Origin of the sequence: Propionicimonas sp., from assembly GCF_047606205.1 — a bacterium.
Classification (GTDB): Bacteria; Actinomycetota; Actinomycetes; order Propionibacteriales; family Propionibacteriaceae; genus Propionicimonas.
Genome location: NZ_JASGES010000088.1, coordinates 1 through 13089 on the forward strand (window position 1 = coordinate 1; position 13089 = coordinate 13089).

The window sequence follows — 13089 nt, forward strand, 5'->3', positions numbered from 1 at the left end:
GCGGCGAAGGACCGGGCGGCGACGCCGGCCGGATCCGCCGACCAGCGGCTCCCCGACGAACTGCTGAGGTAGACGTTGGCGGGCCCGCACCGGCGCGATCCCGCCTCGCGTCGCCCTCGGCGCCGCCCCGCAACCCGGCACATCCCGCGCTCGTCCCGGCCGGTTCGGGGAACCTCGGGACGCGGCCCTTTCCGCGCCCCGCACCGTCTCCTAGGGTGTCACCATGACGCGTGAATCAGGCTCGTGGCTGGTCTCGGCAGGGCTCCTCGCCGCCGCCGCGGCCGGCAGCCTGGTCGCCCTGACCCGCTACTGGCAACCCTGTGCGGGGTCGATCGGGGCGATCTCCTTCACCGACGGCTGCCTGGTGGCGATGGACGAGTACGCGCCGCCACTGATCGGGCAGGACCCGGCCAGCCTGGTCGGGGCGCTCGGCCTGGCCGCGTCGCTGGCGTCGGCCGCCGCCTGGCTGGTCGTCCTGCCGACCATCCGTGCCGGTGTGGCCGCGCGGGCACTGCTGGCACTCCCCGGCCTGGCCGCGGTCGCCGTGGCGGTCTGGTCGGCGACGCTCGCTCCCGGTGCGGACGGGGTGCCCGGCTGGACGCTCGTCCTCCTCGACCTCCTGGTTCTGCCGGCGGCGCTGGCCCTGGCCGCCCTCGGCCTCGGGGGAGCGCGGCTGGTCCGCTACGTCCTGGTCCTCCTCGCCGCGACCTCGGCCGGTGTGGTCCACCAAGTCGTTGACCTCACCCTCGCCCTCGGCCTGAACCAGGCCTCGTGGGACTCCCCGCCGGGCTCGGGCGTCCCCACCGCGCTGGCGATCCTCGCCACCGCGATCGCCACCCTCGTGCTGTGGCGCACCGCCGGCCGGGCTCAGTCGCCGACCGCCTCCCTGCCACGGGACACCAGCAGCGGATCGGGCTCGCCGACGATCGCGGTGTCCTTGCCCTCGTAGTCGAACTGGCTGAGGAACAGCCGCATCGCGTTCAGCCGGGCCCGCTTCTTGTCGTTGCTCTTGATCGTGTGCCACGGGGCGGCGTCGGTGTCGGTGTGCAGGAAGACCTGCTCCTTGGCCTCGGTGTAGTCGTCCCAGCGGTCGAGGCTCTCCAGGTCCATCGGGGACAGCTTCCAGCGCCGCACCGGGTCGATCTGGCGGATCGCGAACCGCGTCCGCTGCTCCTGCCGGGTCACCGAGAACCACAACTTGGCGACGTGGATGCCGGCGTCGCTGAGCATCTGCTCGAACACCGGCGCCTGGTGCATGAAGGTCCAGTACTCGGCGTCGGTGCAGAAGCCCATCACCCGCTCGACGCCGCCCCGGTTGTACCAGGACCGGTCGAACAGCACCATCTCCCCGCAGGTCGGAAGGTGCGCGACGTAGCGCTGGAAGTACCACTGGCCGAGCTCGGTCGCGGTCGGCTTCGTCAGCGCCACGACCCGCGCCGCACGCGGGTTGAGGTGTTCGAGGAAGCGCTTGATCGTGCCGCCCTTGCCGGCGGCGTCGCGTCCCTCGAAGACGATCACGTGCCGCTCCCCGTTGTCCTGGCACCAGTACTGCAGCTTCAGCAGTTCGACCTGCAGCAGGTACTTCTGGGCCTCGTACTCCTCGCGCGACATCAGTTCGTCGTACGGATAGTTCTCCCGCCACGTCTCGACGGCGTTTCCGTCGGGGGCGATCAGGACGGGGTCGTCGCCGGAGTCGGCCTGGACCGTGTAGCCCTCCTCGCGGAGGGCGTCGATGTGCTCGCGCAGGGACATGCTCATTGCAGAGCAGTACCACAGTCCCGTGAACGCGGGGGGCGAACTCAGGGAAGCCCGCAGCGACGCCCGATCGCCGCAGCCAGCGCTCCCGCGATCACGACCACGATGTAGGGGGCCTTCAGCTTCAGCGCGAGCGCTCCGGCCGCCAGCGAGAGCAGGCGGGAGTCGAGGGCGATCGCCTGCCCCTTGCCGACCGTGTTCATCACGGTGAGGGACGCCAGCAGCCCGACCGTCAGCGCACCGGCCAGCGCGTGGATGACCGGTCGGTCGAGCAGCCGCTGGGGCAGCAGGTAGCCGGCCAGCTTGATCGCGGCGGCGGCCGCGCAGGCGAGCAGCACCCAGCCCCACAGGCTCATTCGGGACCCCCGCGGGGTTGCCCGGAGCAGCGGAGCGGCAGAAGGGACCTCGGGCGGGTGGTCATCCGGCTACCGCCGTCCGGCGCCGTCGCCACGCCCACCACCCCGCCGTGACCGCTGCGGCGATCAGGACGGGGATGCCGGGCGGCACCAGCGGCAGCGCGATCAGGGTCGCGGCGGCGGCGATGACCGCGATCGCGACCGGGTCGCGGCCGTGCAGGCGCGGCCACAACAGCCCGAGGAAGGCGGCGACCGCCGCGCCGTCCAGGCCCCACTGGCCGACCTCGCCGATCGCGTTGCCGGCCAGCGCCCCGATCAGGGTGAAGGCGTTCCACATCACGTAGACGCCGAGGCCGGCCGTCCAGAACCCGCGGACGCGCTCGTCGTGGTCCTCCTGCGCGGTGGCGGTGGCGGTCGACTCGTCGATCGTGAACTGGGCCATCAGGGGAATCAGCTTCGGGGAGGGGCGGATGAGCGCCTTCAACTGCATTCCGTAGATGCCGTTGCGGACGCCCAGCAGGGTGGCCGCGGCCCAGGCCGCGGCTCCCGTCCCGCTGCCGCCGATCACGCCGATGAACGCGAACTGCGAACCCCCGGTGAACATCAGGGCGCTCAGCGCGCAGGTCTGCCACACATCCAGGCCCGCGGTCACCGAGAGCGCACCGAACGAGATCCCGTACACCCCCACGGCCAGGGCGATCGACAACCCCATCCGGACGGCGGGAGTGAGGCGGGACGGCACCGGCCCACGCTAGCGTCCCCGTCCCCATCGGCCCGGCGGAGTCTCAGTGGCCCGTCGCTCTCTGAGATCCCGATTGTCGGAGAGGGCGGTGGGGGAGGATCGGGGAGTGAGAACCCTGTTGAGTTCTTCTCTGCTGCACTCGCCCGAACAACTCCATGGGGACCCCGCATGAGCCGCACCCTGATCCCGACCCGGATGGCCGACCGCACGTCCACCGACCATGCCGAGCTCGACGCCTTGCTGGACGAGGTGCTCGTCGCGCACATCGGTCTGAGCCTGGAGGAGGGGCCGCTGGTCATCCCGACCGGGTTCGCGCGAGCTGGTGACCGCCTGCTGTTCCACGGCTCGACCGGGTCGCGCTGGATGCGTGCCCTGGCCGACGGGGCGCCGGCCTGCGTGACGGTGACCGCGCTGGACGCGATCAAGGTCGCCCGCTCCGGGTTCGAGTCGGGCATGCGGTATCGAAGTGCCTGCCTGTTCGGCACCTGCACGATGCTCACCGGGGACGAGGCGGTGCGGGCGCTGGACGCCTTCACCGACCGCGTGCTGCCCGGGCGCACGGGTGAGATCCGCCCGAGCACGGGCAAGGAGCTGGCAGCGACGATGACCCTTGCGCTGCCGATCGCCGAATGGTCGCTCAAGACGGCCGATGGTTTCCCCGAGGATCCCGATTCCGACATCGCCGGGGAGGCCTGGGCCGGCGTCGTGCCGCTGGTCACCGGCTACGGCGACCCCGTCCCCAGCCCCGACCTGCGCGCGGGCATCGAGGTGCCCGCGTCGGTGCACCGCCTGATCGGCCACTGACCGCCGACGGCATGCCGGGGACGGTTCTCGTGCTGGTTGCCGAGCACCGTCCGGCTGCGGAGGGACGGTTCGGTCGTGCGGCTCGGATCCGGACGTGGAGTGCCCCGGAGGCGTCGTCCTTGACGTCTCCGGGGCACCGGCGCGAAGCGGGCCGTCAGTGCAGGGCGTCGGGCTCGTAGTCGGGGAAGGTGGGGCCGTCCTGCGCGGTGTCATCGGTGATGTCGGTGCCGCGGGCCTTCGCGATCGACCTCATCAGGTGGTAGAGCACCAGCGCGGTGACGGTGCCGACGGTCACGCCGCCGAAGGTCATCGAGCCGAGCGTGAAGGTGAAGTTCGCGATGCCCATGATCAGGCCGATGGCGGCGGGGATCAGGTTCACCGGGTTGGTGAAGGCCACCTTGTTGTCGATCCAGATCCGGGCGCCGAGCAGGCCGATCATGCCGTACAGGACGGTACCCGCCGCGCCGATCACGCCGGCGGGGATCGTGGCGATCGCCTGGCCGAACTTCGGGATGAACGAGAGCACGATCGCGATGAAGCCGGCGATCCAGTACAGCGCCGTCGAGTACACCTTGGTGGCCGCCATCACGCCGATGTTCTCCGCGTAGGTGGTGGTGCCCGAGCCGCCGCCGAAGCCGGCCAGCGTGGTGGCGACGCCGTCGGCGAGCAGCGCGCGTCCCATCGTCTTGTCGTAGTTGTGGCCGGTCATCAGCGACACCGACTTCACGTGACCGACGTTCTCGGCGATCAGGACGAGGACGACCGGGAGGAACAGCGCCGCGACGGTGAAATCGGGGGTCGGCAGCTGGAAGTGCGGCAGGCCGATCCAGTCGGCCGATCCGACGGCGGCGAAGTCGACCTGGCCCTGGATCAGCGCGGCGAGATAGCCGACGATGACGCCGAGCAGGATCGACAGCCGCCCGATCAGGCCCTTGAACAGCACGGTGATCAGGACGATCGCGAGGATCGTGATCCAGCCGGTGAGCGGTGCCGCGGCGAAGCCGCCGGTGATCGTGGTGGTGATCTGGCAGCCGGTGGACGCGTCCGGGAGGCAGGCGCCGGACGCGTCGAGCGGGACGCTCTGCGCACTGCTGCTCCACGCTGCGCCGGCGAGGTTGAAGCCGATCAGCATGACGATCGTGCCGGTCATCACCGGCGGCATCAGCGCGTCGATCCACCTCGACCCGGCGAGGTGGACGACCGCGCCGACGATCGCCAGCAGGATGCCGGTGAGCATGATGCCGAACAGCGCCTTGCCGATGTCGCCGCCGGCCTTGGAGGCGAGCACAGGCGAGATGAACGCGAACGACGAGCCCAGGTAGCTCGGCAGCCGGTTTCCGGTGATCAGCAGGAAGAGCAGGGTGCCGACGCCGCTGAAGAAGAGGGTCGCGGGGATCGGGAAGCCGGTGATCAGCGGCACCAGGAAGGTGGCTCCGAACATGGCCACCACGTGCTGTGCGCCGAGCCCGAACATCTTGCCCCAGCCGAGTCGTTCGTCGGGCTTCACCACCGCCCCCGGCTGGATCGTCCCGTCACCGTGAAGCTTCCAGATGGCCATGTGATCCCCTTCTGCCGAGCAGGTCGAGCGCACTCTATTGGTCGCGGGGACGCGGACGGCCGGGCTCGGAGATGTCGTGAGATGGCCCGCGTGCGGCCTCCGGGCACGCGAGAATGAGGGGACTGTTCCCTGGCGAGCCAGTTCGCCCTTGGCTCAGATCCAGGAGCGGAGCCACATCCTGGCCAGCCAGTCCTTGTAGAGCATCAGCTGGTCGGTCAGCACCGGGTAGATGTAGGCGAAGTTGAGCGCGACGAGTGCCATCGCGACGCCGACGATGATCGCGCCGCGTCTTCGATGGGGGCCGTCCGCCGGGCCGAGGACCAGCCCGAACACCATGGCGAGGATCGTCACCGTGAACGGGATGATGCAGATCGCGTAGAAGAAGAACACCGGGCGATCGGCGTTGGGGAACCACGGCAGGTAGGTGGACATCGCCGCGACGATGGGGACGCCGAAGCGCCAGTCCCGCCCTGCGATCCACCAGATCAGGCCGACGAACAGCGCGAAGAAGGCCATCCACCACAGCACCGGCGTGCCCATCGCGGAGATCACCCGGATGCAGGTGGCGTCCCCGGTGGCCATGCATCCGTCCACGCCCGGCTTGATGTCGTTCACGGCGTCGACGCCGGTGGGCCGGGCCATGATCAGCCACCCGATCGGGTGCGCGTCGTAGGGGTGCGTCTGCTCCTTGATGTAGCTGCCGGTGTGGAAGTTGTAGATGTCCTGGTGGACCTTCAGGAAAGAGGCCCACATCTCGCCGAGGTGGATCGTCCACGGGCTGTCGGGATGGTTCCTGCCCCAGTCGCGGTCGTAGCCGCCGGCGGTCAGCAGCCAGCCCGACCAGGACGCGACGTAGACGATCCCCGAGACCACCACCAGCCGGACGAAGGCGGGCACCCCGTCGATCAGCAACGCCTTCCAGGCCCGCCAGTCCGCCCCGGCCAGCCGGCGCGCGCCCACGTCCCACAGCACGCTCAGCACGCCCATGGACGCGAGCACGAACACCGAGTTCCACTTCGTCCCCAGCGCCAGGCCGAAGACCAGGCCGGCCACCAGCCGCCAGGGACGCCACCACACGATCGGCCCGAAGCGTCCGCCGAAGTCCGGCTGGCCGAGCCGCTCGAGGTGGTCGGCCAGCTTGCCGCGGTACCAGTCGCGATCGGCGACCACGCAGGCGACCGCCGCGACGAGGAAGAACGCCTGGAAGATGTCCAGCAGCCCGATCCGGGACATCACGAACGCCAGCCCGTCCAGGGTCAGCAGGACGCCGGCGATGCCGCCGATCAGGGTCGAGCGGGACAACCGCCGCGCCATCCTGATCGTCATGAACACCAGCAGCGTCCCGAACACCAGCGGCATGAACCGCCATCCGAACGAGTTCATGCCGAACAGCTGCTCGCCGAGCCCGATCAGCCACTTGCCGACCGGCGGGTGGACGACGAACTCCGCCGCGTCCTTGTAGACGTCCACGTTGCCGGCGACGATCGAGCTGTTGGCGTCGCTCGGCCACTGCTTCTCGTAGCCGTACTTCCACAGCGTCCAGGCGTCCTTGGGGTAGTACGTCTCGTCGAAGACCAGCTTGTTCGGGTAGGCGATGTTCACGAACCGGATCCCGAACGCGATCGCCGTGATGCTCAGCGTCACCACCCAGCCGGCGACCCGGTCCCGCAGCGCGGCCTGGCCGTCGCGCAGGCGCTCGACCGTGCTCAGCTCGTCGTGGTCGGTGGGACGCCGCAGTCGGCGCCAGGGCGTCGCGGGCGGGGGAGCGACGACGTCGGTCTCCTGCACCGGCTCGGCCCACTCGAGTGGCGAGATGCCGTTCCCGGGGCGCTCCGGCGTCTCGGGGCCACCCCGGTCGCCGGACGCCACGCGCCCGCCGTCAGCCCGTTCCGCTTCCGTCACGCGGTCATCCTAGGCGGAGGCCGGTCGGGGCCGACCGGGCGCGCCGGAATCAGGAATACTGCACGGGTGGACGACTTCCGCGATGACGGGCTGCTGCTCCTGGCCGGCACTCCCATCGGCAACCTCGACGACGCCTCGCCGGCATTGCGGGACGCGCTCGCGCGCGCCGACGTGATCGCCGCCGAGGACACCCGCCGCCTGCAGGGGTTGCTGTCGCGGCTCGGCATCACGTCCTCGGCCCGGGTGGTCTCCTACTTCGACGGCAACGAGGCGGCACGGGTCGGTGGGCTGCTGGCCGCGCTGGAGGAGGGGCTGACGGTGCTGGTCGTCTCGGACGCGGGCATGCCGACGGTGTCCGACCCCGGCTACCGCGTGGTGGCTGCGGCGGTCGAGGCCGGCCGGAGGGTGCGGGTCGTCCCGGGGCCCTCCGCGGTGCTGGTCGCGCTCGCCCTCTCCGGGCTGCCGACCGACCGGTTCTGCTTCGAGGGCTTCCTGCCCCGCAGGGCGGGGGAGCGTCGCCGCCGGCTGGCCGAGCTCGCATCCGAAACCCGCACCATGGTGTTCTTCGAGGCGCCGCACCGGCTGCCGGAGTTCCTGGCGGACGCCAGGGTGGCCTTCGGCGACGACCGCCGGGCCTCGATCAGCCGTGAGCTCACCAAGACCTGGGAGGAGACCCGTCGAGGCTCCCTCGCCGACCTCGCAGCGTGGGCGGCCGACGGGGTGCGCGGCGAGATCACGGTCGTCCTGGCCGGGGCGGAACCGTTCCTGCTCCCGGTGGCGGACGCGGTCCCGCTCGTGCTCGAGCGGACGGCGTCCGGCGAGCCGTTCTCCGCCGCGGTCGCCGCGGTCGCCGCCGAGTCCGGGGTCGCGAGGAAGGCGCTCTACGCCGCCGCGCTCGAGGCCCGGGGGAGGCGCGATGCCTGAGTCGGTCGGCAGCTGTCCCCGCGCCCGTCAGAGCGGGGCGCGACCCGTCGGAAGGAGCCCAGCGTGAGCGGATCCTTGCGTCCTTCAATGAAGTACGACCTGCCGCTGTCGCCGGAGCCGCTTCCCGCCCCGACCACGGACGCGCACACCCATGCGCTGAGCGTCGTCGACTACAGCGGGTTGGCGGTGGCCCGGGCGCTCGCCCTGGCCGCGGAGGTCAACGTCACCCGGCTGGTCGAGGTGGGCACCGACGTCGCCTCCTCCGCCGCAGCGATCGAGCTGGCGTGCACCCATCCGGGAGTGGTCGCCGCGGTCGCGATCCATCCCAACGACGCCGCACGGCTGGGCCGGCGCCTCGGTGCCGAGCTCGAGCGAATCGAAGCGCTGGTCTCCTCCAGCGAGCGTGTCCGAGGGGTGGGAGAGACCGGTCTGGACTACTTCCGCACGACGGACGCGGCCGGCCGTGCGCTGCAGCGGGAGTCCTTCGCCGCCCACATCGCCTGGGCGAAGCAGCACGACCTCGCCCTGGTCATCCACGACCGGGACGCGCACGCCGACATCCTCGACGTCCTCGACGCGGAGGGATCGCCGGACCGCGTCCAGCTGCACTGCTTCTCCGGGGACGCGGCCTTCGCGCGGGCCTGTCTCGACCGCGGCTACTGGCTGTCCTTCCCCGGCACGGTCACGTTCACGCCCAACCAGGCGCTCCGCGAGGCGCTCGATCTCACCCCGTTCGACCGGCTCCTGGTGGAGACGGACGCGCCGTACCTCACCCCGGTGCCGTTCCGGGGTCGGCCGAACTCCAGCTACCTGCTCCCGCACACGGTCCGGTTCATCGCGCAGCGCAGGGGCGCGGAGCTCGCCGACCTCTGCACGCAGCTCGCGGCGAACGCGTCCGCCCTCTTCGGGGACTGGGGGGCACGATGAGCGGTCTGCTGGATCCGCGGACGATCCGTCGGCTGGCCGCGGACCTCGACCTGCGGCCGACCAAGCAGCGCGGCCAGAACTTCGTCCATGACGCGAACACCGTGCGCCGGATCGTCACGGCGGCGGGGGTGCGCCCCGACGACGTGGTCCTGGAGATCGGGCCGGGCCTCGGCTCCCTGACCCTCGGGCTGTTGGAGGTGGCCGCCGAGGTGGTGGCCGTGGAGATCGAGCACAGCCTGGCCGATCGCCTCCCGCGGACGGTCGCCGAGCGGATGCCGGGGCGTGCCGGCCGGCTGCGGGTGATCGAGGCCGACGCGCTGGGCGTGGCCGTGCTGGCCGATCCGCAACCCACGCTGGTCGTGGCGAACCTGCCCTACAACGTCAGCGTGCCCGTGCTCCTCCACGTCCTGGCGCGCTTCCCGACGATCAGGGGCGGGCTGGTGATGGTCCAGTCCGAGGTGGCCGACCGGCTGGTCGCGACGCCCGGCTCGAAGACCTACGGCATCCCCTCGGTGAAGCTCGCCTGGTACTGCGCGGCCCGCCGGGTGGGCAGCGTCCCGCCGACCGTGTTCTGGCCGGTGCCCAACGTCGACTCCGGCCTGGTCGAGCTCGTCCGCGTCGACCCGCCGGCGACCAGCGCGTCGCGCGAGGAGGTGTTCGCCGTGGTGGACGCCGCGTTCGCCCAGCGCCGCAAGATGCTGCGCTCCGCGTTGGCGGGAACGTTCGGGTCCTCCGCGCTGGCCTCCGCAGCGCTCGCGGCGGCGGGGGTCGATCCGCAGGCCCGCGGCGAGGTGCTGGCCGTGGGCGACTTCGTCAGGATCGCGGAAGCTCGCGACCGACAGGTGGGATAGCCTCGCGACCATGGCAACCCCGGTGACCGAGCCCGAAGCGGTCCGCGTGCGGGTCGCGGGGAAGGTCAACCTCTCCCTGCGCAGCGGGCGCAGGCGCGCGGATGGCTACCACCCGCTGTCGACGGTGTTCCAGGCCGTGTCGGTGTTCGACGAGGTGGAGGCCACCTGGGCCGAGCCGGGCGCGTTCACCGTGCGGGTCCTCGGGGAGCAGGCCGCGCTGGTGCCGGAGGGCGAGGACAACTTGGCCGTCAGGGCCGCGCGGCTGCTGGCGACCACCTGGGGATCCTCGCGTCCGCTGGGTGCCGAGCTCGTGATCCGCAAGGCGATCCCCGTCTCGGGCGGGATGGCGGGCGGCTCCGCGGACGCCGCGGGCGCCCTGCTGGCCTGCGCGGTGCTGTGGGACATCGACATCTCCCCGGACGAGCTTCGGGTGCTGGGCGCCCAGCTGGGCGCCGACGTCCCGTTCTGCCTGGCCGGGGGGACCGCGCTGGGCACCGGGCGCGGCGATGAACTCGCCCCCGTGCTCAGCAGGGGCAGCTACCACTGGGTGCTGGCCTTCAGCGACGGCGAGCTGTCGACTCCCGCGGTGTTCGGCAAGTTCGACCAGCTCGGCCTGGGGACCGATCCCCTGGAGGTTCCCGCGGAGATGATGAACGCGCTGGTCAGCGGGGACGTCCAGGCGCTGTCCCGCTGTCTGGTGAACGATCTCGAGCCGGCGGCGCTGGCGCTGCGTCCCGAACTGGCGCGGGTGGTGGAGGCGGGCTGCACACTCGGCGCGCTGGGGTCGGTGATCTCGGGCTCGGGCCCGACGGTGGCTTTCCTCGCGGCCAACGAGCCGGCGGCGGTCGACCTGTCGGTCCGGTTGTCCAGCGAAGGCCTGTGCCGCGCGGTGAAACGGGTCAGCGGGCCGGTCCCGGGAGCTCGGCTGGTCGTGTGATCCCTACGGCAGCTGTCGTCCCGGGTCGGGGACGCCCTGACTCGGCTCGTCGCGCTCCGTCGAGACGACCGGCGACCGCCCGGCGGCTCTGGGAAGTCGTCGCTATCAGGCGGTGATCGAGGGGCCATAACGACAAGCTCGGTGGCGGGTTCCGGTCGCCACCATCCTCGGCGTGGTCAGGCGGGGTCGGTCCAGGACGTTTCCGCCTCCGGCGCCGGGACGAGCGCGGCGTCCTTGCCCGGCATGATCCGCGCGACCAGCAGCAGCCCGGCGAGCAGGACGGTGGGAACGAACATGGTGTGCTGGATCCCGATCGCGCCGACGAGCCAGCCGATGATGCCCGGGGCGACCAGGAAGGTCGCGTAGCCGAAGGTCACCACGACGGCGAGGCCGCGGCCCCCGGCGGTGTGGCCGGCGACGGCGTACACCTGCGGGGCGATCATGCCGATGCCCAGGCCGACCAGTGACCAGCCGACGAGCAGGACCGGCAGCCCGCTGCCGGTGGCCGCGACCAGGTAGCCCAGGGCCGAGCACGCGCCGCCGAACATCGTCACCGCGCGGCGGCCGAACCGGGTGACGAGCCCGTCGCCGAGCAGCCGGATCACCACCATGAAGGCCACGACGCAGGTGTAGCCGAGGGCGCCGGTGGTCGGATCCACGCCGGTCAGCTGGGTCACATGCAGGCCGGACCAGTCGTTGGCCGTGCCCTCGCCGAGGCCGAACGCGATCGCCATCAGGCCGAGGAGGTAGGCCGAGCGCGGGATCGGGGTCCTGGTCCCGCTGGCGTCGGTGTGGGCGATCACGACGGTCTCGGGGGTGATCCGCCAGGCCAGGACGAGGGCCACCACACCCAGGGCGGCCGCCGTCGAGCAGGTCGCGACGACGGTGGGGTCGGCCTGGCCGAGGACGGCGCCGAGGAGGACGAGGAGGCCGGCGCCGATCAGGTTGCCGACCGACCACATGCCATGGAAGAAGCTCATGATCGGACGGGGCCGGTTCTGCTCGACCTGGACGCCGATCGCGTTCATGGCGACGTCGATGCCCCCGTTGCCGATGCCGAGCAGAATGCCGGCGACGAACAGCATCGGCACCGATGGCGCGAGGCCGATGGCGAGGATGGCGAGGATCAGCACCGGGATCATCGCGATGCTCACCCGGCGGGCGCCGAAGCGGTCGGAGAGACGTCCGGAGAGCTGCATGGACGCGATCGCGGCCAGGCCCATGCAGATGAAGAAGATCGACAGCTGCCACGCCTGCAGGCCGAACCGGGCGGTCAGGGTGGGGATGGAGGCGGCGTAGGAGCCGATGACGAGACCGTTGTAGGCGAACAGCAGGACGACGGCGGCGGCGGCCTGGCGGGAGGCGAGGGAGGTGCTCACCGGTCAACCCTAGCTGGGAGCGCTCTCGAAAACCTCGCACTCCTCGGTTTCTGCGCGGGTGCCTGCGTCAATCGGCGCTGCGGCGACGTCCGTGCAGGCTGGGGGACGGGTCGAGGTTGCGCATGCCGTTCCAGGCGAGGTTCACCAGGTGCGCGGCGACCACCGGCTTGGGCAGCGCGAGCTCCTCGCGGGTGTCCATCCACCACTGGCCGGCGAGGGCGACCAGTCCGACCAGCATCTGGGCGTAGATCGGCGCGGTCCCCGGATCGAAGCCGCGCTTGGTGAACTCGTCCCCGAGCAGGTCCTCCACGCGCGAGGCGATGTCGGAGAGGATCGTCGCGAAGGAGCCTTCCGGCGAGGTGGCGGAGGAGTCCCTGGACAGGATCCGGAAACCGTTCGGGTGGTCGTCGATGTAGTCCAGCAGGGCCAGCGTGCCGAGCTCGATCAGGGCCCGGGGCGTGGCCCGGGGCGTGGTGATCGCGGTCCGGATCGCGTCGTGCAGCGTCCGCACCTCGCGGTCGACGACGACGGCGTAGAGGCCCTCCTTGCCGCCGAAGTGCTCGTAGACGACGGGCTTGCTCACCCCGGCGTGGGCGGCGATCTCCTCCACCGAGGTGCCCTCGAGGCCCCGCTCGGCGAACAGCGCCCTGGCCACGTCGATCAACTGCTCGCGGCGCTCGGCCCTGGTCATCCGGACGCGGGCCCGTCGCGCGCGTGCGGCCGCCGGCGCTGTGGACATGGCCCAAGTCTGGCCCGAGCCGGCGCGGTTTGCTAATCACGACCGGTCAGAACCTCAGCGGGTCCCGGCCGGCGGCGGGTGCGGGCCCGGCCCGACCCCCGTAGAGTTGCCCCCGGACCGTCGAGCGACGGTCGTTCCCCGGTTGGTCTGCCGGCAAGGCCCGCCTGACTTTGAATCAGGATTAGCGACGCAGGTTCGACTCCTGCCCGGGGAGC

The 13089-nt window shown here is 71.5% G+C and carries 13 protein-coding genes and 1 tRNA gene; 7 read left to right on the forward strand and 7 right to left on the reverse strand.

Going from position 1 to position 13089, the window contains the following annotated elements:
• Positions 1-223 precede the first annotated feature (223 nt).
• Positions 224-949: a hypothetical protein gene (locus tag QM633_RS05870; protein WP_415152800.1), complete on the forward strand. Its 726-nt coding sequence runs from the start codon at positions 224-226 to the stop codon at positions 947-949.
• Here QM633_RS05870 and ppk2 read toward each other — a convergent pair.
• The 3 genes from ppk2 to QM633_RS05885 all read right to left on the reverse strand — a co-directional run bounded on the left by ppk2 (position 868) and on the right by QM633_RS05885 (position 2853).
• Positions 868-1758: a polyphosphate kinase 2 gene (ppk2, locus tag QM633_RS05875; RefSeq protein ID WP_415152801.1), complete on the reverse strand. Its 891-nt coding sequence runs from the start codon at positions 1756-1758 to the stop codon at positions 868-870. The two genes, QM633_RS05870 and ppk2, sit on opposite strands and share 82 nt — an antisense overlap.
• A gap of 41 nt (positions 1759-1799) precedes the next feature.
• Positions 1800-2111: an AzlD domain-containing protein gene (locus QM633_RS05880; protein WP_415152802.1), complete on the reverse strand. Its 312-nt coding sequence runs from the start codon at positions 2109-2111 to the stop codon at positions 1800-1802.
• A 61-nt stretch (positions 2112-2172) separates the two neighbouring features.
• The gene (locus tag QM633_RS05885) at positions 2173-2853 is read right to left on the reverse strand and encodes an AzlC family ABC transporter permease (RefSeq protein ID WP_415152803.1); all 681 of its coding nucleotides are present in this window, start codon (positions 2851-2853) and stop codon (positions 2173-2175) included.
• Between the two features lie 168 nt (positions 2854-3021).
• Here QM633_RS05885 and QM633_RS05890 point away from each other — a divergent pair, with 168 nt between their 5' ends.
• On the forward strand, positions 3022-3657 hold the full coding sequence (locus QM633_RS05890; RefSeq protein WP_415152804.1) for a pyridoxamine 5'-phosphate oxidase family protein: 636 nt from the start codon (positions 3022-3024) through the stop codon (positions 3655-3657).
• A 154-nt stretch (positions 3658-3811) separates the two neighbouring features.
• On the opposite strand, the gene QM633_RS05895 is transcribed toward QM633_RS05890, so the two are convergent.
• Positions 3812-5215: a uracil-xanthine permease family protein gene (locus tag QM633_RS05895; RefSeq protein WP_415152805.1), complete on the reverse strand. Its 1404-nt coding sequence runs from the start codon at positions 5213-5215 to the stop codon at positions 3812-3814.
• 153 nt (positions 5216-5368) lie between these two features.
• Positions 5369-6886 carry a dolichyl-phosphate-mannose--protein mannosyltransferase gene (locus tag QM633_RS05900; RefSeq protein WP_415152811.1) on the reverse strand — a complete coding sequence of 506 codons (1518 nt, stop codon included), beginning with the start codon at positions 6884-6886 and terminating at the stop codon, positions 5369-5371.
• A 297-nt stretch (positions 6887-7183) separates the two neighbouring features.
• On the opposite strand from QM633_RS05900, the gene rsmI reads away from it, so the two are divergent.
• The 4 genes from rsmI (at position 7184) to QM633_RS05920 (ending at position 10756) form a co-directional block, all read left to right on the forward strand.
• Positions 7184-8041 (forward strand): 16S rRNA (cytidine(1402)-2'-O)-methyltransferase, encoded by an 858-nt coding sequence (rsmI, locus tag QM633_RS05905; protein WP_415152806.1) that lies wholly within the window; start codon positions 7184-7186, stop codon positions 8039-8041.
• Between the two features lie 87 nt (positions 8042-8128).
• Complete coding sequence (locus tag QM633_RS05910) at positions 8129-8968, forward strand: TatD family hydrolase (RefSeq protein ID WP_415152812.1); 840 nt, start codon at positions 8129-8131, stop codon at positions 8966-8968.
• A complete protein-coding gene (rsmA, locus tag QM633_RS05915; RefSeq protein ID WP_415152807.1) occupies positions 8965-9819 on the forward strand; it encodes a 16S rRNA (adenine(1518)-N(6)/adenine(1519)-N(6))-dimethyltransferase RsmA in 855 nt (284 codons plus the stop codon). Before QM633_RS05910 ends, rsmA begins: the two co-directional genes overlap by 4 nt.
• 10 nt (positions 9820-9829) lie before the next feature.
• The gene (locus tag QM633_RS05920) at positions 9830-10756 is read left to right on the forward strand and encodes a 4-(cytidine 5'-diphospho)-2-C-methyl-D-erythritol kinase (RefSeq protein ID WP_415152808.1); all 927 of its coding nucleotides are present in this window, start codon (positions 9830-9832) and stop codon (positions 10754-10756) included.
• Between the two features lie 176 nt (positions 10757-10932).
• On the opposite strand, the gene QM633_RS05925 is transcribed toward QM633_RS05920, so the two are convergent.
• Together QM633_RS05925 and QM633_RS05930 are read right to left on the reverse strand one after the other, a co-directional pair.
• The gene (locus tag QM633_RS05925) at positions 10933-12135 is read right to left on the reverse strand and encodes an MFS transporter (RefSeq protein WP_415152809.1); all 1203 of its coding nucleotides are present in this window, start codon (positions 12133-12135) and stop codon (positions 10933-10935) included.
• Positions 12136-12202: 67 nt separating this feature from the next.
• Positions 12203-12874: a TetR/AcrR family transcriptional regulator gene (locus QM633_RS05930; protein ID WP_415152810.1), complete on the reverse strand. Its 672-nt coding sequence runs from the start codon at positions 12872-12874 to the stop codon at positions 12203-12205.
• A 135-nt stretch (positions 12875-13009) separates the two neighbouring features.
• Between QM633_RS05930 and QM633_RS05935 the strand changes: the two genes are divergently transcribed.
• Positions 13010-13088: transfer RNA gene (locus tag QM633_RS05935), tRNA-Gln, on the forward strand.
• Position 13089 lies beyond the last annotated feature (1 nt).